This is a genomic window from Pseudomonas reactans (genome assembly GCF_013387025.1).
Taxonomy (GTDB): Bacteria; Pseudomonadota; Gammaproteobacteria; order Pseudomonadales; family Pseudomonadaceae; genus Aquipseudomonas; species Aquipseudomonas reactans.
This window is the reverse complement of record NZ_JACAQP010000005.1, coordinates 296,678-323,297: the sequence shown is the minus strand read 5'-3', so window position 1 is coordinate 323,297 and position 26,620 is coordinate 296,678. Positions and strand designations below refer to the sequence as shown.

Sequence of the window (26,620 nt, the reverse complement as noted above, 5' to 3'; positions counted from 1 at the left end):
TCGACTCAACGAGCAGGGCCGACGATCACCGTGCAGGTAATCCCCGCCGCCAACAACACCCCTTCCGGCACCTCATCGATATGAATCCGCACCGGCACCCGCTGGGCCAGGCGCACCCAGTTGAAGGTCGGGTTCACATCGGCAATCAGCTCGCGGCTTTCGGGGTTGTCGCGGTCGTAGATGCCGCGTGAGATGCTTTCTACGTGGCCCTTCAGGGTTTCGCCGCTCATCAATTGCATATCGGCCTTATCACCGACCTTGACGTGGGGCAGCTTGGTTTCTTCGAAGAAGCCATAGACCCAGAACGAGTTCATATCCACCACGGCCATCTTGGCTTCGCCGATGCGGGCGTAGTCACCGCGATGCACATTGAGGTTGGTGACGTAACCATCGACCGCCGCCAACACTTGGGTGCGCTTGAGGTTCAGCTCGGCGGCTTCCAGTTGGGCCTGCGCATGTTGGTAATCGGCCAGCGCCGAGTCGGCGATGTTGCTGGCGTCGTCGCGGTTTTCCCTGGAGATCACCAGGGCATCAAGGTCGGCGCGGCGGTGGGCGTTGACCTTGCGCATTTCCCAGGTGGCTTTGCGGGAGGCCACCAGCGACTGGGCCTGTTTGACGGCGATACGGTAATGCTCAGGATCGATCTGCATCAGCAGGTCGCCCTTTTTGACCAACTGGTTGTCACGCACCGGCACGTCGACCACTTCGCCGGTGACGTCGGCGGCGACGTTGATGATATCGGCACGCACACGCCCGTCGCGGGTCCAGGGCGTTTCCATGTAGTGCACCCACAACGTGCGGCCAATCCAGATGGCCAAGGCCAGTACCAGCAAGGTCGCGAGCAGGCTGAAAAACTTTTTCATCGGGACATTCTCAACGGTAGACGGTCAGCGCCAGGGCGCCGAACAGGCAAACGAACAGGCTCAGGCGCAGCAACGCCGGGTGCCAGAAAAAACGGTACAGGTCGAACCCGGCCAAAAAGCGATCGAGCGCCCAGGCCAACACGGCCGCGATCAGGAACATCAGGGTCATGGTTGGCATGTACACGCCATGGAAGGCGATTTCACGGGGCATGCGAGGGTCCTTTTAGAGCAGCCAGCGGCGATTGCGGGTCGAGCAGTGAAGTGCGGATAAAGTGCAGATAGCTTTTCACCCGGCGCAGGGCCGAGGTGTCGAAGTGCGGGGCAAAAGGCTCGTCGGTGGCCTGCACGCGACTGATGGCGTGGTCGACGGCGATCAGGCCGCGCTCCAGGTTGCTCGCGCTGGGTTGCAGGAACAGCCGCACCAGCGAGCGGCCCATCACGCGGATCGCCTGACGCCACGGCTGGGATTCGGCATAGGCAGGGTGCACCGGGAGAATCGCCTGTTCCTTGCGCAGTTCGATAATCGCGTGGCCGACTTCCAGCACCACGAACATCCAGCGCAGCAGGTCGCGCTGCACTTGCGGCTGGCCGACCGCGAGGCCGTAGGCCTGGTGCAGCAAGTCACGGGTGCGGCTTTCGAAACTCGACGCCAAGCCCTTGAGCTTGCCGCTGATCGCATACACCACTTGCTCGCGCAGGTCCTGCTCCAACCGCCGCCACAACCAGCGACTGTTGGGCGGCAGGATGATCGCCCCTGCCGCTGCGCACACCAGCATGCCGATGACCATGGCGATGTAGTCGTTGATGAAGGTGTAGGGGTTGTAGATCGTCAGGTTGTCCGGCACCGAGCCGGTGCTGAAGAAGATCAACAGCCCCACGCCAACACCTGCGTATTGCGGACGCGAAGCGAGAAACGCGCCAAAGATGATCACCGGCGCAAGCATCACGCACAGCAGTGGAAAGCCGTCGATCCAGGGGAACACGAAAAACATTTCGACAAAGCCCACTAAGGCCCCGATCAAGGTGCCGCACGCCATTTGGAACGCCATGCGTTTCGGGTTCGGCGTAGCGGCCGATAGGCCCACGGTGGCAGCGGCGATCAGGGTCATCGTCGCGCCGCTGGGCCAGGCGGTGGCCACCCAATAGCTGCCCAAGACGATGAGGATGAATGACGCGCGGATCCCCGAGGCAGCGCACGCCAGCCAGTTGGTCTTGGGGATGAAGGTTTCGTCCCACTGCTCGCGCGCATGGCTGTGATCCGCCAGGGACGCGTGGGTTTGCGCGTAGTTATGCAGGTCGTCGACAAAACGATAGAGCAGTTCGTAGGCGGTGTGGAAATCCAACTGCTCGGCTTCACTCGGGTGCTCTTCCTGAAAGGCCGCACGCAGGCTGCGGACCTTGGCGGGCAGGCCGTCCTTGTAAGCGCTGAGCTGGCTGACCAAGCGTGCCGCGTCCGGGCTGGTGAGCGCACGGCCGGAGAAGCCGTCGAGCACTTCAGCAAGGTCTTGCAGCCCAGGCTTGATAGCCGCGACCACATGGTCCGCTTCATCGGTGCGCAAGCGCTCCAGCAACTGGTGCAAGGCATTGAAGCGTGTGGTGATGCTCATGAATTCGCTATTGAGGCGACTGAGCCGGCCGTTGCGCCGACGCATGTGCGGGTCTTCAAACACCGTGATGCTGCGCAGCCCTTCCAGGCCCACCGCTTCGGCGATAAAACGCACATTGCTGGCTTCGAAACCATCGCGCTGGCTGCGCCCACGCAGGCCATCGGTGACGAACAGCGCAAACACGCCGAAGCGTTGGTACAAGGCGTTGCGCATGGCGGCGCTGCTGGTTTGCGGCAGGATCGCGGCGCTGACCAGGGTGGAACACAGAATCCCCAGGGAAATTTCCAGCACCCGCCACACCGCCGCCATGAAAGCGCCGTCCGGATGCGCCAGGGCCGGCAAACCGACCATCGCCGCCGTGTAGCCGGCAAGTACAAACCCGTAGGCGCGGAAGTTGCGATTGCGCGTCGCGCCAGCGGTGCAGATGCCCACCCAGATCGCCAGCGCGCCAAGGAACAACTCGGTGTTCTGCGCAAACAGGGCAATCAACACCACCATCACCGCCGACCCCGCCAGGGTGCCGAGGAAGCGATAGAAACTCTTGGCGAACACCTGGCCGCTCTGCGGTTGCATCACGATAAACACCGTGATCATCGCCGTGCGCGGTTGCGGCAGTTCCAGGCGCATGGCCAGCCACAGCGTGAGGAACGCGGCAATCAGCACCTTGAAGATATACACCCAGGTCACGCCGTCGCTGCGTGCCCAGTCGAAAAAGCCACGGCGCCACTCAAGGGAATGCAGCCAGCGCAGCGGTGCAGGCAAGGGAGTCATCAAATCCTACTCAGTGATCAAACACGGCCAGCGCCGCCGGGGTCTTGCTCGGGAGGGTCTTGGCGTCTTGCGGCACATCGTTGCCGGCGCCGAGGCCGCCGCCCAGGGCCGTCACCAGTTCGGCGTGGGCACTCAGGCGAGCCGCTTGTACCTGTTGCTCGATCTGTTGCTGATGAAACAGCAAGGTCTGCGCATTCAGGACATTGAGGTAATCGGTGAGGCCGCGTTGATAGGCGATCATCGCGATGTCATAGGTTTTCTGCGCCGAAGCCACCGATTGCGCGGCGAAGGTCGCTTGCTTGTCCATGGATTCGCGGCGAATCAATTGGTCGCTGATGCCCTTGAGCGCATTGACCAGGGTCTGGTTGTAGCGCGCCACGGCGATGTCATAACCGGCACTGGCCTCGCCCAGTTCCGCACGCAGACGGCCACCGTCGAAGATCGGCAAGGTGATCGCAGGTCCCACGTTGTAGTTGAATTTCTTGCCCGCCAGGAATTCCAGCATGCCGCCACCGGTGGCCATGTAGCCGAGGCTGCCGACCAGGTCGACGTTGGGGTAGAAACCGGCGTGGGCCACATCGATACCACGAGCCTGGGCCGCGACCTGCCAGCGACTGGCGACCACGTCGGGGCGTTGGCCGAGCAACTGCGCGGGCAGGCTCGACGGCAATTTCAACGGTGCGGCCAGGGACAGGCTCGGGCGTTGCAACTGCGCGCCTTCCCCCGGGCCTTTGCCCGCCAGGGCCGCCAGCTGGTTACGGCTCAGGGCGATCTCTTCGTCGAGGGCGTCCAGTTGGCGATGGGTTTCCGGCAACGGGGTTTCGGCCTGGCTGACATCGAAGTGGGTGCCGATCCCGGCATTCAAGCGCTTGTTGGCCAGGTCGAGGATCTGCTGCTGTTGCGCCAGGGTCGCCGCGGCGATATCGCGGTTGGCGTAATGCAACGACAACTGGATATAGGCGCGCACCACGTTGTTCTGCAATTCGAGTTGGGCCTGGCGCGCTTCGGCGGCGCTCATGTGCGCCAGGTCGACGGCACGTTCGGTGGCATTGCTTTCGCGGCCCCACACGTCGAGGGCGTAGCTCAGGCCCAGGGACGTAGTGTTGTCCCAGGTGCTGGCACCGCTCAGCTCGCCGGGACCATAGAACTGATCCTTCGGCCAGTTGTGGCGCTTGAGGGTGGTGTCGCTGTTGATCTGCAGCGATTCGGCCGACTCGGCAATCCCGGCCATGGCCCGCGCCTCACGCACTCGCGCGGCGGCCATGGCCAGGCTCGGGCTATGCTGCGTGGCCAAGTCGACCCAGCGGTTCAGTTGCGGGTCGCCGTAGGCTTGCCACCATTGCCCGGTGGGCCAGCGGGCGTCCTGGGCGGCGCTCTGGATGGCTTCGTCGGTGGCCAGGTGGTTGGCGTCGAGAGACTGGCCTTGTGGGGCGATTCCTCCGGTTCCGATGCAGCCGCTGATTGCTAACGATAAAGCCCAAACACTGAGAGTCTTAAGCTCTCTGCTGATGCGACGCGGCACGGCGAACGTATTCCTGAGAGGGTGGAGCGGGAAAGGTGGCGCAATTCTAGGCGGCGCCATGAAGGACGATAAGCTGGTATTCCTGTGAATCTTTGTTACCGTTCAGGCGATAATCCGTTGGTAGGGATCACTGGACGGCGTAACTTTCTGTCACAATTTGTTATCTCCCCTGAGAACACTCCATGGACACTTTGCAAAACATGCGCGCCTTCAGTTGCGTGGCCGAAGCCGGCAGCTTCACCGCCGCCGCCGTGCAACTGGACACCACCACGGCCAATGTGTCGCGCGCGGTCTCCAACCTTGAGGCCCATCTGCAAACCCGCTTGCTCAACCGCACCACCCGGCGCATCGCGCTGACCGAGGCCGGCAAACGTTATCTGCTGCGCTGCGAACAGATCCTGGCCTACGTCGAGGAAGCCGAGGCCGAAGCCAGCGACGCCCACGCGCGTCCCGCGGGGCAGTTGAAAGTGCACACCATGACCGGCATCGGCCAGCACTTCGTCATCGATGCGATTGCGCGCTACCGCCGTACCCACCCGGACGTGACCTTCGACCTGACCCTGGCCAACCGCGTGCCGGACCTGCTCGATGAGGGCTACGACGTGTCCATCGTGCTGGCCAGTGAGCTACCGGACTCAGGCTTCGTGTCCCAGCGCCTGGGCATCACCTACAGCATCGCCTGCGCCTCGCCGGATTACGTCAAGGCCAAAGGTTGTGCCCAGCGCCCACAGGACTTGCTCAACCACGCCTGCCTGCGCCTGGTCAGCCCGGTGATCCAACTGGACAAATGGACCTTTAACGGTCCCGAAGGTCAGGAAAGTGTGGCGATCAACACCTCGCCGTTCCTGGTGAACTCGGCCGACGCGATGAAAACCGCGATCACCAGCGGCATGGGCGTCGGCCTGTTGCCGGTGTATGCCGCCATCGAGGGGCTGCGCAACGGCACCCTGGTGCGGGTGATGCCCAACTACCGTTCCCAGGAACTGAACCTGTACGCCATCTACCCGTCACGCCAATACCTGGATGCGAAGATCAAGACCTGGGTGGAGTACCTGCGTGGTTCGTTGCCGGAAATTCTGGCGGCGCACCAGGCGGAACTGGTGGCGTATGAGTTGAGTGGCAGCCTCAGCGGCGTGCGGATGGCCAACTGAACACCTTTGTAGGAGCGAGCTTGCTCGCGAAAAACGTCAACGATAACGCGTGTATCCCGGATAACCGCGGTGCCCTGGCATTTTTCGCGAGCAAGCTCGCTCCTACAGGTTTTGTGGTGTTGTGTTGTGGGGATAAATGTTAGCGTGCTTGGCATTCTTCCGTAGTCGATGAGCCCGCCTGCAATGAAAAAGACTGTCCTCGCCTTCAGCCGCGTCACCCCGGAAATGATCGAACGCCTGCAACAGGACTTCGAGGTGATCGCGCCCAACCCCAAGCTGGGCGACATCAACGCTCAATTCAATGAAGCCCTGCCCCACGCCCACGGCCTGATCGGCGTAGGCCGCAAGCTGGGGCGCGAGCAGTTGCAGGGCGCGAGCAAACTGGAAGTGGTGTCCAGCGTTTCAGTGGGCTATGACAACTACGATGTGGCGTACTTCAACGAACGCGGGATCATGCTCACCAACACCCCCGACGTGCTCACCGAAAGCACCGCAGACCTGGCCTTTGCTTTGCTCATGAGCAGCGCCCGCCGGGTGGCCGAGCTGGACGCCTGGACCAAGGCCGGCCAGTGGAAAGCCAGCGTCGGCGCGCCGTTGTTTGGTTGCGATGTACATGGCAAAACGCTGGGCATCGTCGGCATGGGCAACATCGGCGCGGCCGTGGCGCGGCGTGGGCGCCTGGGTTTCAACATGCCGATCCTGTACAGCGGCAATAGCCGCAAGCCAGCCCTGGAACAGGAACTGGGCGCACAGTTTCGCAGCCTCGATCAGTTGCTGGCCGAGGCGGATTTCGTGTGCCTGGTGGTGCCGTTGAGCGACAAGACCCGTCATCTGATCAGCACCCGCGAGCTGGGTTTGATGAAATCCAGCGCGATCCTGATCAACATCTCCCGTGGCCCGGTGGTGGACGAGCCGGCGCTGATCGAAGCCCTGCAAAACCAGACAATCCGTGGCGCCGGGCTGGATGTGTATGAGCAGGAGCCGCTGGCCGAGTCGCCGCTGTTCCAACTGAGCAACGCCGTGACCTTGCCGCATATCGGCTCGGCCACCCACGAAACCCGTGAAGCCATGGCCAACCGCGCCCTGGACAACCTGCGCAGCGCCCTGCTGGGCCAACGTCCGCAGGACCTGGTGAACCCGCAGGTGTGGAAGGACTGACTTCAAGGGCCTGACCGTTCCCACTGCAGGAGCGAGCTGGCTCGCGAAAAAGCATCAACGATAACGCGCCCATCCTGGATAAACGCGGTGCCCTTGAGTTTTTCGCGAGCAAGCTCGCTCCTACAGTTTTGGGTGTACAGGTCGATAACCTTCCATAGAAGATCGTCATCCCTGATCCACAGAAGGTTTTTATGTCCACCACCAAAGCCCGCGCAGACTCACTCTCGCTTCTGCTCTTTACCTTGCGCAGCGGCAAGCTGATGGCGATCAACCTGCTGAAAGTCAGCGAAATCATTCCCTGCCCGCCGCTGACCAAGCTGCCGGAGTCCCACCCCCACGTCAAAGGTATCGCCACTCTGCGCGGTAACTCGCTGGCGGTGATCGACCTGAGCCGCGCCCTCGGCGAAATGCCCCTGGCGGACCCCGACGGCGGCTGCTTGATCGTCACCGACGTGAGCCGCTCCAAGCAGGGCTTGCACGTGCAGGCGGTGAGCAAGATCGTGCATTGCCTGACCACCGACATCCGCCCGCCGCCCTATGGCTCCGGCGGCAACCGCGCGTTCATCACCGGCGTCACCCAGGTGGAAGGCGGCCTGGTGCAGGTGCTGGACATCGAGAAAGTCATCCACGGCATCGCGCCGGCACCGATCGAAGCGGCGCCAACCGACCTGACCATGGAAGAGGCCGAAGTGCTCGGCAACGCGCGCATCCTGGTGGTGGATGACAGCCAGGTCGCCCTGCAGCAATCCGTACACACCTTGCGCAACCTCGGCCTCACCTGCCACACCGCGCGCAGTGCCAAGGAAGCCATTGATGTGCTGCTGGAGCTGCAAGGCACGGTCGAGCAGATCAATGTGGTGGTGTCGGACATCGAAATGTCGGAAATGGACGGTTACGCCCTGACCCGTACCCTGCGCGAAACCCCAGATTTCCAACACCTCTATGTACTGCTGCACACCTCCCTGGACAGCGCGATGAATAGCGAAAAAGCCCGGTTGGCCGGCGCCGACGCCGTACTCACCAAATTCTCCTCGCCGGAACTGACCAAGTGCCTGGTGGTGGCCGCGCAAACGGTGGCGCAAAAAGGCCTGTGAGCGATTATTTCCAACTGCTGCGCCGCGACCTCACCGGCAGCCTGCCCGCCCCGCAATGGCCCGCCGGTGTGCAGCTGGACCACTACCGCGACGACCTGGCTCCGGCGATTCATGCCGTGTTGTGCCTGACCCAGGACCAGGGCGGCGGTCGCGTGCCCAACCTGGAAACCTGGCGGCACCGGTTCACCACCGATGCAGAGTTCGATCCCACCCTGTGCCTGGTGGTCAGCAACGACGAAGGCATTCTCGGCGTGGCCCAGTGCTGGACCAGCGCCTTTATCAAAAACCTTTCCATTCATCCTTGCGCCCAAGGCCAAGGGCTGGGGCGTGCCTTGTTGCTGCACAGCTTCCAGGCGTTCAAGCAACGCGGCGAACCCTATGTGGACCTCAAGGTGCTGGAGAGCAATGGGCGAGCTCGCCAGCTGTATGAAAGTGCGGGGATGAAATTTGTCCTACGCGACGTAGTCGCTCAGGACTGATACGCACTGGCGTGTAACTTGCTTCCAGAGAGCGAATCGGTGAACAGAGGTAAAAACCCGTCACCGTTCTTGCGTGCCCTCTGACCTAGCCTGGTGACAGATCCGCCATGAATACTCATTTTTCCTGCGTCGGTTGCGGCAAATGCTGCTCCGACCACCACGTGCCCCTGACCCTCGAAGAAGCCCGGATGTGGGCGGCGGACGGCGGTAACGTCATCGTTCTGGTGGAAGGTTTCCTCGGCAATGGCCTGGGCCTGCCGCAGCAACAACGCGAGCATGCCGAGCGCCGTTCGGTGGTGGTGCCCAGCGGCAATACCGAGGCGTTTGTGGCAATCACCTTTGCCGCCTACAACGCCGGGCGCTGCCGGAATCTTGACGACGACAACCGGTGCCGCATCTATGAGCGCCGCCCGTTGGTGTGCCGCATCTATCCAATGGAGATCAACCCGCATATCCCGCTGAACCCCGCCGCCAAGGATTGCCCGCCGGAATCCTGGGAACAGGGGCCGGCGCTGATCGTCGGCGGTGAGCTGATGGACCAGGAACTGGCTGAACTGATCCGCCGCTCGCGTCAGGCCGACCGTGACGATGTGCAGACCAAGGAAGCGGTGTGTGCCTTGCTGGGCATTCGCACCACGGCGCTCAAGGGCGATGGATTTACGGCCTATCTGCCGGACATGAGTGCATTCGCCCAGGCGATCGAGTTGGCGGTGAATCAGCCTTCCGTGGCCAATGAATGGGTGTTCCATGTGTCGGGGCTGGACATCGCCGAGCAGGTGCTGGATGCCGGGGCGCAGATTGCGACCCAGGTGCCGGCCAACTATGCGTTTATCCCGCTACGCGCGGCTTAGACCAGAACTCCCGCGCCAATTGACGCAAATCCTCCGCCAACGCCGCCACATCGCTTGAGCTGAGCTGGCTTTGCTGCCCGGCGCTGACGGTGGCCTCCCCCGCGTTCCGAATGCCGACGATATTGCGGTTGATGTCTTCGCTCACCATGCTCTGCTCCTCCACGGCTGTTGCGATCTGCTGACTCATGGCGGTGATTTGCGTGACGCGCTGGCTGATGCCATCCAGCGCGGCGGCGGCACGTTGTGCTTGTTCGACGCTGGCTTCGACATGTTCGCTGCTTTGCGCCATGGCCTGCACCGCATCACGGGCGCCGTTTTGCAGGGTGCTGATCATGCGCTGGATTTCATCGGTCGATTGCTGGGTGCGTTGGGCCAGGCCACGCACTTCATCGGCCACCACGGCAAAACCGCGCCCCTGCTCGCCCGCGCGTGCGGCTTCGATAGCGGCATTCAGCGCCAACAGGTTGGTCTGCTCGGCAATCGTACGGATCACCTCCAGCACGCCGCTGATCTCGCCGCTGTGGCTTTCCAACTGATTAATCACCTCGGAGGCACGCGCCAGTTCCTGGGACAGGCGCAACACCGCATCACGGCTTTGATCCACACGTAGATGGCCTTCGCGGGTTTCGCTGCCGGCCTGGTCGGCGGCCTTGGATGCCTGCTGCGCATGGTTGGCCATTTCGGCCACGCTGGCGGCCATCTGGTGGATCGCCGCCGCCACCTGGTCGGTCTGGGTTTGCTGAGCCAGGCTGCTGACGTGGCTGCTGTCGAGGTGCCGCACCAATTGCGCGGCATGCCCGGACAGGCGCTGAGAGGCATCGCCGATACGGCCCACCACGGCACCCACCTGGGCTTCGAGCATATGCAGGGCAAACTCGATTTGCCCGCACTCGTCGCGACGTCCGGTATAGATAGCCTGGCTCAGGGGATTGTCGGCGATGCGGCGCGCCCGTTCTTGCAAGTGGGCCAGGGGCCGCAGGATCGCCCGCACACCCACAGCCCCGACCGAACATCCCGCCAGAAGCGCCAGTAATTGCCAGGCCAACGCGTGTTCCGCCAGGCCCAGGCCCAACGCCCAGGTCGCACCACAGGTGACGGCGACCCAAGCCAGCAGTTTCATACTCATGCCGATGGCCGGCAACGTCGGGCGCTGGCCGGCTCGCAAGCGTGCGTAGACCCGCTCTGCCAGGGCAATCCTGCGGGCATCCGGCTTGGTGCGCACCGATTGATACTCCACCGTCGCTCCGTCGCGGGTGACCGGCGTGGCATAGGCGCTGACCCAATAGTGATCGCCGTTCTTGCAACGGTTTTTCACCATGCCCATCCACGACCGCCCGCCCTTGAGGGTTTGCCACATGTGGGCAAATGCCTCGGGCGGCATATCCGGGTGGCGCAGCACGTTATGCGGCATGCCCAGCAGTTCGTCACGGCTGTAGCCGCTGATGTCGATGAAATCCTGGTTGGCGTAGGTCATCGCGCTGGTCAGGTCGGTGGTCGAAAGGATGTTGGCGTCGGGGGCAAAGTCCACATTCCGACCGGTGACCGGCAGATTGATCTTCATGGAGAAGCGCGCTCGTAATTATTGGAGGAGTCGGCAGGGCGTCGACTCTAAGCGCACCGAGAGGGCAAATACTGATCCAGCTCATGTTCCGCGCAATTAATTGGCCATCATGGTGGGTCCAATCGATAAGGCGCAAGGATCCGTTGGTATTCACCATTGTGCTTGAGTTGTTCGAGGGCGCGGTTGAGTTCAGTACGCAACGCAGTGTCCGTGTTGCGCAATGCGATCGCGATGCCGTCGCCCAGCAGCTCAGCGGAAACAGCAGGGCCCAGGAAGTCGAAATCCGCGCCGGCAGCGGTGTCGAGCAGTACGTTGCGGATTTCCACGGGGCCCTGCAGTGTCGCATCGATATGCCCTGCCACCAGGCTACGGACCAGTTCGTCGTTGAGCCAAAAACTTCTGATGATCACGCCTTCGCGAGCCCACTGAGACAAGGCAAAGGCTTCGCGATTACTCCCCAGCAAAACGCCGACACGCTTGCCTTTGAGTGACTTTGTAGTCGGCATGAGACCCGAGGCCCTGTGCGCAACGAGGCGCGTGGTGAACGGGTAGAGGTTGTCGGTGAAACTCACCCGGCGGCGCCGTAGAGGTGTGGAGGCAATGCCCATGATTGCATCGAATTTCCGGGCGTCAAGGTCGTCGAAGTTTTCGACCAGCACCTGATCGATCCAGGTACAGCGCACATTCAATTGCTGGCACAGGGCATTACCGAGCTCAATGTGCATGCCGACCAGTTGCCCTTGCGGATCGCGACTCTGGAAGGGAGGGAACAACGCGGCAACCGCAAAACGGATTTCGCGCCGTGGTTGATCAATGCCTGCGACGGCATCCACCGCGAGCAATAGGACAAGCGCTACACAAAGGTGTATCAGAGCCACAGGAAACGTCCTTTTCCAGAAAGTGCACGCTGCGCTCCCCCACTAAAAACCTAGGGAAGCGCGAAAGCTGTGCAAGCTTTCAAGAAACGGTCGCATGCCTACAAGCAGAATCATCAACGGGAGCTGTAGGCAACATCCGCCAAATATTACAACCGATTGATCTTAACGTTTACCCATGGAGCGGCGGGTGCCCGGCGGGGCCATGCCCGGGGATTTGGTGTGGCCGTTCTTGGCTCCATTCTTGTACCAGGGCTGGGCGGCATTCTTGGCCCCTGCCAGTTCACCCGGCTTGAAGGGAAACTTGAACGCCGGGATCTCGGCTTTTTCAACGCCTTCGGCGCTGGCCGGATCGACGAGGTCGGCCGCTTCAACAGGGGGTTGTGTCGGGGAAGTCATGGAGGCTCCGGAGCGTGCAAAAAAATGACGCGGGACCTGCTTGCGGGCCACGCTGGCGCGCAGTATACCTGCCCGCCTCGGATCTTTAACCATCGCCTGTACGAATGGTCGGCCTTTACTGACAGCGCCGTCAGTTAGCAGTCACCGTGCTGACCCGGTTGACCGGCTATAAAGGCCTCACACACCTCCAATCCTTTGCCCTGGCGCCTCACCCCATGCACATTCAACGCAAAACCGCCCTGATCGTGGGTGTCCTCGTGGTGTTGGCCGTTGCAGCCTGGGCACTGAGCCGCCCAGCCAAGTCCAAACTGGCGGCGCCCACTGCAATTCCGGTACGGGTGGTAAGCGTGGCGCAACAGGATATTCCGCGCTTTGTCAGCGGGATTGGTTCGGTGCTGTCGCTGCACAGTGTGGTGATTCGCCCGCAAGTGGACGGCATTCTGACTAAATTGCTGGTCAAGGAAGGCCAGTTGGTCAAGGCCGGTGACCTGCTGGCGACCATCGACGACCGCTCGATCCGCGCCAGCCTGGACCAGGCCAAGGCTCAACTGGGCGAAAGCCAGGCGCAGCTGCAGGTGGCGCTGGTCAACCTCAAGCGCTACAAGGAATTGAGCGTCGACAATGGCGTATCCAAACAGACCTATGACGAGCAACAAGCCCTGGTCAACCAGCTCAAGGCCACCGCGCAAGGCAACCAGGCCGCAATCGATTCGGCGCAGGTACAACTTTCCTACACCCAGATTCGTTCGCCGGTCAGTGGTCGTGTCGGTATTCGCACCGTGGATGAAGGCAACTTCCTGCGCACCGCCGACACCCAGGGCCTGTTTTCCGTGACCCAGATCGACCCGATTGCCGTCGAGTTCTCCCTGCCGCAACAGATGCTGCCCACCTTGCAGGGCCTGATCGCAGCGCCCACAAAAGCCAGCGTCGATGCCTACCTGGGTGCCGACACCGATGGCCAGACCGGCGACCTGCTCGGCGAAGGCCACTTGAGCCTGATCGACAACCAGATCAGCTCCACCACCGGCACCCTGCGCGCCAAAGCTGAATTCAACAACGCCTCGCAGCGCCTGTGGCCGGGGCAACTGGTGACCATCAAGATCCAGACCGCCCTCGACAAAAACGCGCTGGTGGTTCCGCCGACGGTGGTGCAACGCGGCCTGGATTCGCACTTCGTATACCGGGTCAACGGTGACAAAGTGGATGTGGTCCCAGTGCAGGTCACCTACCAAGACAGCGACATCAATATCATCAAAGGCGTGCAGCCCGGCGATGTGCTGGTCAGCGACGGCCAGTCGAGGCTCAAGGCCGGCGCCCAGGTGGAAGTCCTCAAGGAGCCGCCGCAGGTGATCCAGACCGTTGATGCCAAGGTGCAGCCATGAGCCGTTCGCCGTCAGCCTGGTGCGTCGACCACCCGGTCGCCACCCTGCTGCTGACCTTTGCCCTGGTGCTGCTTGGGCTCATTGCCTTCCCCCGCCTGGCGATCGCCCCACTGCCGGAAGCGGAATTTCCGACGATCCAGGTCACCGCCACCTTGCCCGGTGCCAGCCCGGACACCATGGCCTCGTCCGTGGCCACGCCGTTGGAGGTGCAATTCAGTGCCATCCCCGGCATGACCCAGATGACCTCCAGCAGTGCACTGGGCTCCAGTTTGCTGACCCTGCAATTCACCCTGAACAAAAGCATCGATACTGCCGCGCAGGAAGTGCAGGCGGCGATCAACACCGCCTCCGGCAAGCTGCCCAGCGATATGCCGAGCCTGCCGACTTGGAGAAAGGTCAACCCGGCGGACAGCCCGGTACTGATCCTCAGCGTCAGCTCCAACAGCATGCCCAGCACCGAACTGAGTGATTACGTGGAAACCCTGCTGGCCAGGCAGATCAGCCAGATCGACGGCGTCGGCCAGATCAACATCACCGGCCAGCAGCGCCCGGCGATCCGCGTACAGGCCTCGCCAGACAAACTCGCCGCCATCGGCCTGACCCTGGCCGATATCCGCCTGGCCATCCAGCAATCGAGCCTCAACCTGGCCAAGGGCGCGATCTACGGCGAGAACAGCGTGTCGACCCTGTCGACCAACGACCAGTTGTTTCATCCGGAGGACTACGCGCAGTTGATCGTGTCCTACAAGGACGGAGCACCCGTTCAACTGCGGGATATCGCCAAAGTCATCAACGGTTCGGAAAACGCCTACGTACAGGCCTGGTCCGGCGACACGCCTGGCGTCAACCTGGTGATCTCGCGCCAACCCGGCGCGAACATCGTCGAGACCGTGGACCGCATTCAAGCCGAGCTGCCGCGTCTGCAAGCCATGCTGCCGGCGTCGGTGCAGGTCAGCGTGTTGACCGACCGCACCAAGACCATCCGCGCCTCCCTGCATGAAGTGGAGGTGACGCTGCTGATCGCCATCCTGCTGGTGGTGGCGGTGATGGCGCTGTTCCTGCGCCAATTGTCGGCAACGATGATTGTGTCCAGTGTGCTGGGCGTATCGCTGGTCGCCAGCTTTGCATTGATGTACCTGATGGGCTTCAGCTTGAACAACCTCACGCTGGTGGCGATTGTGATCGCCGTGGGGTTTGTGGTGGACGACGCCATCGTGGTGGTGGAAAACATTCACCGCCACCTGGAAGCCGGGCTCGACAAGCGCGAAGCGGCGATCAAAGGCGCCGGTGAAATCGGCTTTACCGTGGTGTCCATCAGCTTCTCGCTGGTGGCGGCGTTCATTCCGCTGCTGTTCATGGGCGGGGTGGTTGGGCGGCTGTTCAAGGAGTTCGCCCTGACGGCCACCTCGACCATCCTGATTTCGGTGGTGGTCTCGCTGACGTTGGCGCCGACACTGGCCGCGCTGTTCATGCGCGCGCCCACTCATCCTGCCCACGACAAACCCGGTTTCAGCGAGCGACTGCTGGCCGGGTATGCACGTAACTTGCGTCGTGCCCTGGCCCATCAACGCAGCATGGCGGCGATCTTCGTGGTGACCCTGGCCTTGGCCGTGGTCGGCTATGTGTTTATCCCCAAGGGCTTCTTCCCTGTGCAGGACACCGGCTTTGTGCTGGGCACCAGCGAAGCGGCGGCCGACGTGTCCTACCCGGACATGGTCGCCAAGCACAAAGCCCTGGCCGAGATCGTCAAGGCCGACCCGGCGGTGGAGGCGTTTTCGCACTCGGTCGGCGTGACGGGCAGCAACCAGACCATCGCCAACGGCCGTTTCTGGATCGCCTTGAAAGATCGCGGCGACCGCGATGTGTCGGCCAGCCAGTTCATCGACCGCATCCGCCCGAAACTGGCCAAGGTGCCGGGCATCGTGCTGTACCTGCGCGCCGGCCAGGACATCAACTTGAGTTCCGGCCCCAGCCGCGCCCAGTACCAGTATGTGCTCAAGAGCAACGACGGCCCGACGCTCAATACCTGGACCCAGCGCCTCACCGAAAAACTGCGCGCCAACCCGGCGTTTCGCGACCTGTCCAACGACCTGCAACTGGGCGGCAGCATCACCCACATCAGCATCGACCGCCAGGCCGCTGCGCGCTTTGGCCTCACCGCCACCGATGTGGACCAGGCGCTGTACGATGCTTTCGGCCAGCGCCAGATCAACGAGTTCCAGACCGAGATCAACCAGTACCAAGTGGTGCTGGAACTGGACACCCAACAACGCGGCAAGGCCGAGAGCCTCAACTACTTCTACCTGCGCTCGCCGCTGACAGACGAGATGGTGCCGCTGTCGGCCCTGGCCAAAGTCGATCCGCCCACCGTGGGGCCGCTTTCGATCAGCCACGACGGCATGTTCCCGGCCGCCAACCTGTCGTTCAACCTGGCGCCGGGCGTGGCCCTGGGCGACGCGGTGATCATGCTCAACCAGGCCAAGAATGAAATTGGCATGCCGACCACCATCATCGGCAACTTCCAGGGCGCGGCCCAGGCGTTCCAGAGTTCGCTGGCCAGCCAGCCGTGGCTGATCCTGGCGGCACTGGTGGCGGTGTATATCATCCTCGGCGTGCTGTACGAGAGCTTCGTGCACCCACTGACGATCATTTCGACCTTGCCCTCGGCAGGGTTGGGCGCGCTGATCATGCTGTCGCTGATGGGCCAGGACTTTTCGATCATGGCCTTGATCGGCCTGGTGCTGTTGATCGGTATCGTGAAGAAGAACGGCATCCTGATGATCGACTTTGCCCTGGAGGCTCAGCGTGTCAGGGGCCTGTCGCCGGAAGATGCGATCTATGAAGCCTGTGTCACACGGTTCCGGCCGATCATCATGACCACCCTCGCCGCCCTGCTTGGCGCGGTGCCGCTGATGCTCGGCGCCGGCCCCGGTGCAGAGATGCGCCAGCCGCTGGGTATCGCGGTGGTCGGCGGCCTGCTGGTGAGCCAGGCACTGACGCTGTTCACCACACCGGTCATATACTTGTACCTTGAGAAGTTTTTCCACCGGCCCACACCAACGCCTGCGTTGGTGACCACAGCTTGAGGCGGTGATATGCGCGTCCTGATTATTGAAGATGAAGAAAAAACCGCGGACTACCTGCACCGTGGTCTGACGGAACAAGGCTACACCGTCGATGTGGCCCGCGAAGGCGTCGAGGGCCTGCACCTGGCGCTCGAAAACGACTACGCAGTGATCGTGCTCGACGTGATGCTGCCCGGCCTCGACGGCTTTGGCGTGCTGCGCGCCTTGCGTGCGCGCAAACAGACACCGGTGATCATGCTGACCGCTCGCGAACGCGTGGAAGACCGCATTCGCGGCCTGCGCGAAGGCGCCGACGATTACCTGGGTAAACCCTTCTCCTTCCTGGAACTGGTCGCCCGCCTGCAAGCCCTGACCCGCCGCAGCGGTGGGCATGAACCTGTGCAGGTGACCGTTGCGGACCTGTGGATCGACCTGATCAGCCGCAAGGCCAGCCGCAACGGCCTGCGCCTGGACCTGACCGCCAAGGAGTTCTCGCTGCTCAGCGTATTGGCGCGGCGCCAGGGCGAAATCCTGTCCAAGACCGCAATTGCGGAAATGGTCTGGGACATCAATTTCGACAGTGACGCCAACGTGGTGGAAGTGGCAATCAAGCGCCTGCGCGCCAAGCTTGACGGGCCGTTCGACACCAAGTTGCTGCACACCATCCGGGGCATGGGGTATGTGTTGGAGAGCCGGAGTGGCAACTAACTCCATTGCCCTGCGCCTCAGCAGCCTGTTCACCCTGGTGGCGGCGCTGATCTTCCTGTTGATCGGCGGCGCGCTGTATCAACAGGTGGACCGCAGCCTGGGCTTGTTGCCGGGCGCCGAGCTGGATGCGCGCTACAGCGTGTTGGAGTCCTCGGTAAATCGCTTTGGCACGCCGGACCATTGGGTGAAGATGCAGGCCAAGCTCAAGCTCTTGGGCGAGGAGGACAAACGCATCCGCTTCTGGGTCGTGAGCAGCGATCCAAACTACGAGTATGGCAACCCCGACGCACAGATCCGCGCCTTTGCCGAAGGGCCGACGGGCAAGCGCGACCTGCGCCTGCCGGGGCGCGAATATCCGCTCAAAGTGCTGGTGAGCCAGTTCCCAGCCAAGGATCAACGCCCGCCGCTGCGCTTCATGATTGCCATCGACACCGAAAACTTCCGCGCCACCCAGCACCACCTGCTGGTAGCGCTGGTCAGTCTCGCATTGGTCGGTGTGGTGCTGGCGTCATTACTGGGTTTCTGGGTCGCCCGTATCGGCCTCAAGCCGTTGGGCAAGCTCTCGGATGAGGCACAGAAACTCGCACCGCCCAAGCTCTCCGGGCGCCTGCAACTGTCGCCGCTGCCGCCGGAATTGAGCCAGTTCGTCAACTCGTTCAACTCTACGCTGGACCGCGTCGAGCAGGCCTATTCGCGCCTGGAGTCGTTCAACGCCGATGTGGCCCACGAACTGCGCTCGCCGTTGACCAACCTGATCGGCCAGACCCAAGTGGCCCTGACCCGCGGGCGGTCGGCCGAACATTACTTCGAGGTGCTGCAATCCAATCTTGAAGAACTGGAGCGCCTGCGCTCGATCATCAACGACATGCTGTTCCTGGCCAGCGCCGATCAGGGCAGCAAGGCCACCAAGCTGATCGAAAGCTCGCTGGCAGATGAAGTGGCGACCACCCTCGACTACCTGGACTTCATCCTCGAAGACGCGCAAGTCGAGGTACAGGTACGCGGCGATGCCACGGTGCAGATCGAAAAAGCCCACCTGCGCCGAGCGCTGATCAACCTGCTGAGCAACGCGGTACAACACACCGCGCCGGGTCAGGTCATCGTTGTGAACATCGAGGTGCAGGAGCATCAGGTGGCCATCGGCGTGACCAACCCTGGCGATGCGATTGCCAGTGAGCATCTGCCGCGCCTGTTCGAACGCTTCTATCGGGTGGACGCGTCGCGCAGCAACAGCGGGGCCAATCATGGCCTGGGGCTGGCCATCGTCAAGGCGATTGCCCTGATGCACGGCGGCGATGTGTTCGTGCGCAGCGACGGCGGCGGGAATACGTTTGGCATTACCCTGCCGGTCTAATGCCTGACTGTTGCGATTTGGGCAACAGTCATTATCTTGTTACACTCTGTATCGTACCGCTCGCCTGCGTTAATTTGACGCATCGATGAGCGCGACGGCAAAGGCAGTCTCCGCTTACCCGAATTTCCCTCGACTTTTTTCCAGGGCTCTACACTGGGAATCTGTCTTAAAGCCGCTGACTTCAGCGGCTTTTTTTTGCCGTAAAAAAGGCCGGGCACACCCAACGACACTGGCCGTTTTCGATTGACCAAAGGAGCTCCACCGGTGAAGAACTCGCTGACGTTCACCCCGTTATTCCTCGCGATTGCAGCAACGATTGCCCCCCTTGCCCACGCGGCAGACACCACCCCCGCCGACGGTTTCGTCGAAGGTGCCCACCTCACCATCAACACCCGCAACTACTACATGAACCGCGACCGTCGCGACATTCACACCGATGACAGCAAGGAATGGGGCCAGGGTTTTCTCGGCACCTTCGAATCCGGCTACACCCAAGGCACCGTCGGCTTCGGCCTGGACGCCCACGCCATGCTCGGCCTCAAACTGGATGGCGGTGGCGGCACCGATGGGTCCAGCATCCTTCCGTACGGCGGTGGCAACGGCAAGGCGCCCGGTTCGTTCTCGACGGCCGGCGGCACCCTGAAAATGCGCGCGTTCGACACCGAATTGAAGGCCGGTGACCTGTTCCTCAACAACCCCGTGATCGCCGGTGGCATGACCCGCATGCTGCCGCAGACCTTTCGTGGCGCCAGCCTGACCAATCACAGCTTCGACGGCTGGATGTTCGAAGGCGGCCAGGCCAGTTTCACCAAGCTCTATAACCAGAGCGGCCACCGCCGCATCGGCACCAGCTACGGCGCTCTGCCGAATAATACCGACAGCCAGCACATGAACTGGGCCGGAGTGTCGTTCAGCGGCGTTGAAGGGCTGACCAGCAACCTCTACGCCTCCGAACTCAAGGATGTGTGGAACCAGTACTACTACGACCTGGACTACACCTACGCACTGAATGACCTGGTCAGCCTCAACCCGGGCCTGCACTACTACCACACCCAGGACACCGGCCAATCCCTGCTCGGGGATATCGACAACAACACCTACAGCCTGCATTTCACCGTCGGTGTGGGAAACCATAGCGTCACTGCCACCTACCAACGGGTCAACGGCAACACGCCGTTCGACTACATCGCCCAGGGCGACAGCATCTACCTGGACAACTCCCAGCAGTACTCCGACTTCAACGGCCCCAACGAACGCTCATGGAAGCTCAAGTATGCCTACGACTTCGCCGGCCTCGGCATGCCCGGCTTGACCTCGGCCGTGTCCTACATCAGCGGTAAGACCGACCTGACCAAGGTCGACCCGCAAAGCCGTGGCTACAGCGCCTGGTACAGCGCCGATGGCAAAGACGCCAAGCATTGGGAACGGGACATCGACCTCAAGTACGTGGTACAGGGCGGCAAGGCCAAGGACTTGTCCGTGCGTCTACAGTGGGCGACCAATCGCGGCGGCAACGGGTATTCAGCGGTGGATCGGGATGTGGATGAGTACCGAGTAATCGTCGATTACCCGATCAACGTGTTCTGACGGACACATCTTTCTTTTTAACCAAGTATTTAATTTTCATCGGGTAGAACTAAACTGCCAGCATCCTCACCGCTGAAGTCTGCCCGATGAGTCAAGCCAGTTCTCGCACCCCGCCGGCCCGCCCGGAGCTGTTTCTGATGCTGGGCAGTGGTTTCACTGTCGTCCTGATCGTGGTGATCGTCGCGGCGCTGCTGATCCGCGAGCACGCCAGCACCCTGCAGGCTGCCAAGCGCGCGACCAGCAACATCACTCAACTGATCAATGCCGACGTGCTGCGCAACGTCGAACTCTACGATTTAGCCCTGCAAGGGTTGATCGCCGCCACCACGCGCAAGGACTTGAACCAGGTGTCGCCGGACATCCGGCACCTTGTGCAATTTGATCAATCCACAGCGGCGCCCTTCAAAGGTGAGGTGCTGTTACTGGACGCCAACGGCGCAGTAATCGCCGACTCGTCGACGCTGTGGCCGACGCCGCGCAACTTCGCTGACCGCGATTACTTCCAGACTCATCAACGCACGTCCCAGGCCGGTTTGTTCATCAGCCGGCCATTCAAGGTCCGCTGCGCCTGCGACCAGGTGTGGCGCATTGCATTCAGCCGCCGGGTGACCGGGCCCAACGGCGAGTTTGCGGGCGTGGCCGTGGCGACCATGCGCTTGGCGTATTTCGATCAATTGTTCAACCGCCTGGCCATCGGCAATGGCAGCTCCGTCAATCTGCTGAATACCCACGGCATTCTCCTGGCCCAGCAGCCCTTGCTGGAGCGCGACATGATCGACAAAGACCTGAGTGATCGCCCCAACTTCAAACGCATGCTGCGCGAGGGCCAAGGCAGTTTCCGGGCGATTTCTGCCATTTCTGGCCAGGAACGGCTGTATACGTTCAGCAACGTCGGAGAGCTGCCGCTGATAGTGGTAGTGGCGTTATCCGCCGATGATGTGTTCGCCCCCTGGCAACGCGCCGCGCTACTGGTCAGTAGCGCCACCGGCATCCTCTGTATCGGCCTGCTGTGGCTGACCTGGATGCTGCGCCGGGAACTGCGCCGCCGTTATCGCACTGAGCGAGTGCTGTCAGAACTGGCAGCTACCGACGCGCTCACCGGCCTGGCCAACCGCCGTATCCTCGACGAGCGCCTGCGCTTGGAGTGGGATCGCGCGCAACGCTCGACCGAACCGCTGACCGTGTTGATGATTGATGTGGACCACTTCAAGGCGTTCAACGACCGTCATGGCCATCACGGCGGCGATGCAGCATTACGCACCGTCGCCCAGGTAATCGGCACCAACATCCGCCGCCCGGCCGACCTGGCCGCACGTTATGGCGGCGAAGAGTTTGCAGTAGTGCTGCCGGTGACCGACGCCCAGGGCGCCTGGGTGATTGCCGAGCATATCCGCAGCGGTATCGAGCACTTGCCGAGGGTGGGAGGGGATGAGCAGCCGATTACGGTGAGTATTGGCATGAGCACGTGGGACAAGCGCAGTCGACAGTCGTTGGAGGCGTTGTTGCTGAGTGCGGATCAGGCGTTGTATGAAGCCAAGCACACTGGGCGTAACCGAATTGTGGAGGCCTCGGTCCTTTAATGAACACGGCGTTTCTGTGATAAGCCTGCTTAATGTGGTGAGCGGGCTTGTTGTGGCGAGCGGGCTTGCCCCGCTCGCCACAACAGCCCACTCGCCATAGAACAAACCCGCAGGAATAAAAAAAGGCCACCCGAAGGCGGCCTTTCAAAACTAAAGAAAGAGAGTTGTTACTTACACCGCCGCAACGGGACGCATGTAAGAGATCGGTGCGGTGCTGGCATCTTCGAAGGTCACGACTTCCCAAGCGTCTGTCTGCTCAATCAACTTGCGCAGCAGCTGGTTGTTAAGGGCGTGGCCCGACTTGAAGCCTTTGAACTCGCCTATCAGGCTATTGCCCAGCAGGTAGAGGTCACCGATTGCATCGAGGATCTTGTGCTTCACGAATTCGTCTTCATAGCGAAGGCCGTCTTCGTTCAGTACACCATCCGCGTCGACCACAATGGCGTTTTCAACGCTGCCGCCGAGTGCGAGGTTGTGCTTGCGCAGGTACTCGATGTCACTCATGAAACCAAAGGTACGGGCGCGGCTGACTTCTTTTACGAACGAAGTGCTGGAAAAATCCACGCTTGCACTTTGGGTGCGGTCACGGAATACCGGGTGATCGAAATCGATCTCAAAGCTCACTTTAAAGCCTTCGAACGGGACGAAGGTGGCGCGCTTGTCGCCGTCTTCTACTGTCACTTCCCGCAGAATGCGAATGAACTTCTTCGCTGCGTCCTGTTCTTCCAGGCCGGCAGATTGAATCAAGAATACGAAGGGTCCAGCGCTGCCATCCATGATCGGGACTTCGGACGCGGAGAGCTCGACGTAGGCGTTATCGATGCCCAGGCCAGCCATGGCCGAGAGCAAATGCTCCACCGTGTCCACTTTGACGTCACCGTTGACCAATGTGGTCGACATCGTGGTTTCGCCAACGTTTTCCGCGCGAGCAGGAATATGCACGACAGGGTCCAGGTCGGCACGCACAAACACGATGCCGGTGTCGACAGGTGCAGGCTTGAGGGTCAGGTATACCTTCTCCCCGGAGTGCAGACCTACACCTGTGGCACGAATAATATTCTTCAGGGTGCGTTGTTTAATCATGGCTTGGACCGCTTCAGCGCAAATTGCGAACTGGTATCAACAAAGGCTGGCGATAATAGCAGACCAGACCTTTGCTGAACACCAATCACCTTCATAGCCCTGATACATTCCATTAATCGGCCTGACGACGCAGGAATGCCGGGATGTCCAGATAGTCCAGATCATCTTGCGGATTCGGGCTACGGGACGCCGCAGCACCGGCCTGAGCCTGGTTGCGCATCACGGTCGGACGGTCCAGATCACGGTAGTTCACCGACGGCAGTTCCTGGCGCGAAGGCGCTGGAGCGGCAGCCGCTTGGCTGGCGTGGCTGGCTTGGGCGTTGTGCAGGGTGTTGTCGATCACCTTCACAGGCTTCTCGATTTTTGCACCCAGGCCGGTCGCAACCACGGTTACATGCAGCTCGTCGCGCATGTCCGGATCGATCACCGTACCGACTTTGACCATCGCATGCTCGGAAGCGAAGGCTTCGATGATGCTACCCACGTCGGAGTACTCACCCAGGGACAGGTCAGGACCGGCGGTGATGTTCACCAGGATGCCGCGTGCACCTTGCAGGTTCACGTCTTCCAGCAACGGGTTGCGGATGGCCGCTTCAGTGGCTTCACGTGCACGGTTCGGACCGCTGGCGCAGCCAGTGCCCATCATCGCCATGCCCATTTCGCTCATCACGGTGCGTACGTCGGCAAAGTCGACGTTGATCATGCCAGGACGCTTGATGATGTCGGAGATACCGCGAACGGCACCGGCCAGTACATCGTCAGCCTTGGCGAACGCGGACAGCAGGCTTGCGTCCTTGCCCAGGATGGTCAGCAACTTCTCGTTGGGGATGGTGATCAACGAGTCGACGCTTTCAGACAGCAGACGGATGCCTTCGTCGGCGATCTGCATGCGCTTGCGGCCTTCGAACGGGAACGGACGGGTCACGACAGCGACCGTCAGAATCCCCATTTCCTTGGCCACTTCGGCGATGATCGGCGCAGCACCAGTACCGGTACCGCCGCCCATGCCGGTGGTGATGAACACCATGTTGGTGCCTTGCAGCACTTCGGCAATACGCTCGCGGTCTTCCAGGGCGGCTTGACGGCCGACTTCCGGGTTGGCGCCAGCACCGAGGCCCTTGGTCACGGCTGTGCCTAATTGCAGGATGGTCCGCGCGCCGATGCTTTTCAGCGCTTGGGCATCAGTGTTGGCGCAGATGAATTCAACGCCTTCAATGTTGCTCTTGACCATGTGGTTGACAGCGTTGCCGCCGCCACCGCCGACACCGATTACTTTGATAACCGGGCTTGCGGGGATGTTGTCTACGAGTTCGAACATGTTCCCTCTCCTTTCATTTCTCTAGTTTTTTCGCCTACTGCTTACAACGGTGTCGCGGTAAATCTTAAAAATTGCCTTTGACCCATGCCTGCAGACGTTCGAACAACGGCGCTTTCGCCTCGTCGTCGCTGCGGTAGCTGTCACGGTTGCTCGGGCCCGACAGGGAAATGCCGTCGGTCTGCTTTTGCAGCCCGTACAACAGCAAGCCCACACCGGTGGAATAAATCGGGTTGCGCACCACGTCGCCCAGGCCTTTGACTCCATGGGGCACGCCCAGGCGGACGGGCATGTGGAAGATTTCCTCGGCCAACTCGACCGCGCCTTCCATCTTCGAGGTGCCACCGGTCAGCACGATGCCGGCCGGGATCAGGTCTTCGTAGCCACTGCGGCGCAGTTCAGCCTGGATCAGGGTGAACAGTTCGTCGTAGCGCGGCTCGACCACTTCGGCCAGGGCCTGGCGCGACAGCTCACGCGGTGGGCGGTCGCCCACGCTTGGTACCTTGATGGTCTCGCCGGCACCGGCCAGCTTGGCCAGGGCGCAGGCGTAGCGAATCTTGATTTCTTCGGCGTACTGGGTCGGTGTACGCAGCGCCATGGCGATGTCGTTGGTCACCTGGTCGCCGGCAATCGGGATCACGGCGGTGTGACGGATCGCACCCTCGGTGAAGATCGCGATGTCGGTGGTGCCGCCGCCGATGTCCACTAGGCACACACCCAGTTCTTTTTCGTCGTCGGTCAGTACCGAGTAGGCCGACGCCAACTGCTCAAGAATGATGTCGTCGATTTCCAGGCCGCAGCGGCGCACGCATTTTTCAATGTTCTGTGCGGCGTTGACGGCGCAGGTCACTACGTGAACCTTGGCTTCCAGACGTACGCCGGACATGCCCAGCGGCTCACGAACGCCTTCCTGGTTGTCGATCACGTAGTCCTGCGGCAGGGTGTGCAGTACACGCTGGTCAGCCGGGATCGCCACGGCCTGGGCGGCGTCGAGGACGCGCTCAAGGTCGGCGGAGCTGACTTCGCGGTCGCGGATCGCCACGATGCCGTGGGAGTTCAGGCTGCGGATATGGTTGCCCGCCACGCCAACGAACGCCGAGTGGATCCGGCAACCGGCCATCAGCTGCGCTTCTTCGATGGCGCGCTGGATCGATTGCACGGTGGACTCGATGTTCACCACCACGCCCTTCTTCAGGCCCCGGGACGGATGCGTGCCAATACCGACGATTTCGATAACGCCGTCTTCCCCGACCTCGCCCACCAGCGCCACCACCTTGGAGGTGCCGATATCGAGACCGACGATCATTTTGCCGCTTTGCACGTTTGCCATGGGTCCTGCCTCTTCTTAATTCTTCGCGACAGCGGGTTGCGCTGCCGTGGGCGCAGCCGGTTCACGCCAGCCGACGGCAAGGCCGTTGGCGTAACGCAGGTCGACGCTCGCAATGTTCGTAATCTGTTCTTTCAAGGTCTTGTCATAGATGGCAATGAAGCGGCGCATCTTTTCCACCAAGCGGTCGCGTCCCAGCAACAACTGGATGCCCGGGCCGGAACTGCCTGCCCCGGTCGTCAAAAACCAGCTACCCCGCTCACGCAGTTCCAGGCGTGCGATGGAGAAGCCCATGGGACGCAGCATCTGGCTCAAAGCCTGGTACTGCTGCATCACTTGTTGCTGCGCCCGCTGCGGCCCGAACAACTGCGGCAGGTGCTCATAGTTGGCCAGTTCACGCGGGGTGAACGCCTGGCCCTGGTTGTTCAACAGCGCTTCGTCGCCCCAACGGGCCACGGGCAGTTGTTCTTCCAGGCGGATCGTCACCTGGTCTGGCCATACGCGGCGGACCTCGGCGTGGGCGATCCACGGCATCTGTTCCAGCTCTGCGCGCATACCGGCCAGGTCGATGGTAAAGAAGCTCGCCGCCAGGTACGGGCCGATGCGCTGCTGTACCGCTTGCTGGCTGATGTAGCTCAAGTCGCCCTGCACGCTGATCTTGGTGATCGGCCGGTCGGCATACGGCAACAGACGCTGCGCGCCTTCGTAGGTTCCGAAACCCAGCACCACCAGCAACACCGGCCAGAACAGCGCCTTGAGGAAACCAAAGTTGGCTTTCGGCAGGCGCGCCGACATCGGCTCTTTAGCCACCATTCGGCTGGCACCCCGTGGCACCGGCTTGCGGCTCGGTGCTTGTGGGGGCTGATGACGAAGCGATGCGCCTTTCAT

Annotated in this window: 22 protein-coding genes and 1 pseudogene; 11 read left to right on the top strand and 12 right to left on the bottom strand. The window is 61.7% G+C overall.

The genetic code is table 11. The features are described 5' to 3' along the window. Positions 1 to 5: 5 nt before the first annotated feature. Genes HX793_RS05880 through HX793_RS05865 form a run of 4 tightly spaced genes read right to left on the bottom strand, consistent with a single transcriptional unit; the run spans position 6 to position 4,763 of the window. Positions 6 to 863 (bottom strand): efflux RND transporter periplasmic adaptor subunit, encoded by an 858-nt coding sequence (locus HX793_RS05880; RefSeq protein ID WP_177094927.1) that lies wholly within the window; start codon positions 861 to 863, stop codon positions 6 to 8. Positions 864 to 873: 10 nt separating this feature from the next. Then, positions 874 to 1,074 (bottom strand): DUF1656 domain-containing protein, encoded by a 201-nt coding sequence (locus HX793_RS05875; protein ID WP_012722318.1) that lies wholly within the window; start codon positions 1,072 to 1,074, stop codon positions 874 to 876. After that, positions 1,064 to 3,241 carry an FUSC family protein gene (locus HX793_RS05870; RefSeq protein WP_177058620.1) on the bottom strand — a complete coding sequence of 726 codons (2,178 nt, stop codon included), beginning with the start codon at positions 3,239 to 3,241 and terminating at the stop codon, positions 1,064 to 1,066. The genes HX793_RS05875 and HX793_RS05870 overlap by 11 nt, the downstream gene beginning before the upstream one ends. Positions 3,242 to 3,251: 10 nt before the next feature. Then, complete coding sequence (locus HX793_RS05865) at positions 3,252 to 4,763, bottom strand: efflux transporter outer membrane subunit (RefSeq protein WP_177094929.1); 1,512 nt, start codon at positions 4,761 to 4,763, stop codon at positions 3,252 to 3,254. 182 nt (positions 4,764 to 4,945) lie between these two features. Here HX793_RS05865 and HX793_RS05860 point away from each other — a divergent pair, with 182 nt between their 5' ends. From HX793_RS05860 to HX793_RS05840, 5 genes are all read left to right on the top strand, one after another. Then, positions 4,946 to 5,914 carry a LysR family transcriptional regulator gene (locus HX793_RS05860; RefSeq protein WP_016974978.1) on the top strand — a complete coding sequence of 323 codons (969 nt, stop codon included), beginning with the start codon at positions 4,946 to 4,948 and terminating at the stop codon, positions 5,912 to 5,914. 183 nt (positions 5,915 to 6,097) lie between these two features. After that, positions 6,098 to 7,072, top strand: a complete 975-nt coding sequence (locus HX793_RS05855) for a 2-hydroxyacid dehydrogenase (protein WP_177094931.1) — start codon at positions 6,098 to 6,100, stop codon at positions 7,070 to 7,072. Positions 7,073 to 7,263: 191 nt separating this feature from the next. Further along, entirely contained in the window at positions 7,264 to 8,166 is a 903-nt protein-coding gene (locus HX793_RS05850) for a chemotaxis protein CheV (protein ID WP_016974976.1), read from the top strand. Beyond that, positions 8,163 to 8,645 carry a GNAT family N-acetyltransferase gene (locus HX793_RS05845; RefSeq protein ID WP_177058622.1) on the top strand — a complete coding sequence of 161 codons (483 nt, stop codon included), beginning with the start codon at positions 8,163 to 8,165 and terminating at the stop codon, positions 8,643 to 8,645. Before HX793_RS05850 ends, HX793_RS05845 begins: the two co-directional genes overlap by 4 nt. A gap of 107 nt (positions 8,646 to 8,752) precedes the next feature. Continuing rightward, positions 8,753 to 9,496 (top strand): YkgJ family cysteine cluster protein, encoded by a 744-nt coding sequence (locus HX793_RS05840; protein WP_177094933.1) that lies wholly within the window; start codon positions 8,753 to 8,755, stop codon positions 9,494 to 9,496. On the opposite strand, the gene HX793_RS05835 is transcribed toward HX793_RS05840, so the two are convergent. The 4 genes and pseudogenes from HX793_RS05835 to HX793_RS05825 all read right to left on the bottom strand — a co-directional run bounded on the left by HX793_RS05835 (position 9,474) and on the right by HX793_RS05825 (position 12,331). Beyond that, on the bottom strand, positions 9,474 to 10,556 hold the full coding sequence (locus tag HX793_RS05835) for a methyl-accepting chemotaxis protein (RefSeq protein WP_438810833.1): 1,083 nt from the start codon (positions 10,554 to 10,556) through the stop codon (positions 9,474 to 9,476). The genes HX793_RS05840 and HX793_RS05835 overlap by 23 nt on opposite strands. A 219-nt stretch (positions 10,557 to 10,775) precedes the next feature. Beyond that, positions 10,776 to 10,970 (bottom strand): annotated as a pseudogene (locus tag HX793_RS31975) (PAS domain-containing protein); the annotation flags it as partial. A gap of 194 nt (positions 10,971 to 11,164) precedes the next feature. Continuing rightward, positions 11,165 to 11,935 carry a transporter substrate-binding domain-containing protein gene (locus tag HX793_RS05830; protein WP_177050199.1) on the bottom strand — a complete coding sequence of 257 codons (771 nt, stop codon included), beginning with the start codon at positions 11,933 to 11,935 and terminating at the stop codon, positions 11,165 to 11,167. A gap of 162 nt (positions 11,936 to 12,097) precedes the next feature. Next, positions 12,098 to 12,331 carry a hypothetical protein gene (locus HX793_RS05825; RefSeq protein ID WP_016974972.1) on the bottom strand — a complete coding sequence of 78 codons (234 nt, stop codon included), beginning with the start codon at positions 12,329 to 12,331 and terminating at the stop codon, positions 12,098 to 12,100. A 215-nt stretch (positions 12,332 to 12,546) separates the two neighbouring features. Between HX793_RS05825 and HX793_RS05820 the strand changes: the two genes are divergently transcribed. The 6 genes from HX793_RS05820 (at position 12,547) to HX793_RS05795 (ending at position 22,007) form a co-directional block, all read left to right on the top strand. Beyond that, the gene (locus tag HX793_RS05820) at positions 12,547 to 13,713 is read left to right on the top strand and encodes an efflux RND transporter periplasmic adaptor subunit (protein WP_177094937.1); all 1,167 of its coding nucleotides are present in this window, start codon (positions 12,547 to 12,549) and stop codon (positions 13,711 to 13,713) included. Then, positions 13,710 to 16,799, top strand: coding sequence for a multidrug efflux RND transporter permease subunit (locus HX793_RS05815; protein WP_177050203.1), 3,090 nt, complete (start codon positions 13,710 to 13,712; stop codon positions 16,797 to 16,799). Before HX793_RS05820 ends, HX793_RS05815 begins: the two co-directional genes overlap by 4 nt. A gap of 9 nt (positions 16,800 to 16,808) precedes the next feature. Then, positions 16,809 to 17,486 (top strand): heavy metal response regulator transcription factor, encoded by a 678-nt coding sequence (locus HX793_RS05810; protein WP_016974969.1) that lies wholly within the window; start codon positions 16,809 to 16,811, stop codon positions 17,484 to 17,486. After that, positions 17,476 to 18,840 carry a heavy metal sensor histidine kinase gene (locus HX793_RS05805; RefSeq protein WP_177050204.1) on the top strand — a complete coding sequence of 455 codons (1,365 nt, stop codon included), beginning with the start codon at positions 17,476 to 17,478 and terminating at the stop codon, positions 18,838 to 18,840. The genes HX793_RS05810 and HX793_RS05805 overlap by 11 nt, the downstream gene beginning before the upstream one ends. Before the next feature lie 264 nt (positions 18,841 to 19,104). Beyond that, positions 19,105 to 20,427 (top strand): OprD family porin, encoded by a 1,323-nt coding sequence (locus HX793_RS05800; protein ID WP_016974967.1) that lies wholly within the window; start codon positions 19,105 to 19,107, stop codon positions 20,425 to 20,427. Positions 20,428 to 20,513: 86 nt separating this feature from the next. Beyond that, complete coding sequence (locus tag HX793_RS05795) at positions 20,514 to 22,007, top strand: sensor domain-containing diguanylate cyclase (RefSeq protein WP_177058630.1); 1,494 nt, start codon at positions 20,514 to 20,516, stop codon at positions 22,005 to 22,007. Positions 22,008 to 22,178: 171 nt separating this feature from the next. Here HX793_RS05795 and lpxC read toward each other — a convergent pair whose 3' ends face one another. From lpxC to HX793_RS05775, 4 genes are all read right to left on the bottom strand, one after another. Beyond that, complete coding sequence (gene lpxC / locus HX793_RS05790; protein ID WP_016974965.1) at positions 22,179 to 23,090, bottom strand: UDP-3-O-acyl-N-acetylglucosamine deacetylase; 912 nt, start codon at positions 23,088 to 23,090, stop codon at positions 22,179 to 22,181. A gap of 112 nt (positions 23,091 to 23,202) precedes the next feature. Further along, complete coding sequence (gene ftsZ, locus HX793_RS05785; RefSeq protein ID WP_016974964.1) at positions 23,203 to 24,408, bottom strand: cell division protein FtsZ; 1,206 nt, start codon at positions 24,406 to 24,408, stop codon at positions 23,203 to 23,205. A gap of 64 nt (positions 24,409 to 24,472) precedes the next feature. Next, positions 24,473 to 25,735, bottom strand: a complete 1,263-nt coding sequence (gene ftsA / locus HX793_RS05780; protein ID WP_010213031.1) for a cell division protein FtsA — start codon at positions 25,733 to 25,735, stop codon at positions 24,473 to 24,475. A gap of 15 nt (positions 25,736 to 25,750) precedes the next feature. Then, a complete protein-coding gene (locus HX793_RS05775; RefSeq protein ID WP_016974963.1) occupies positions 25,751 to 26,620 on the bottom strand; it encodes a cell division protein FtsQ/DivIB in 870 nt (289 codons plus the stop codon).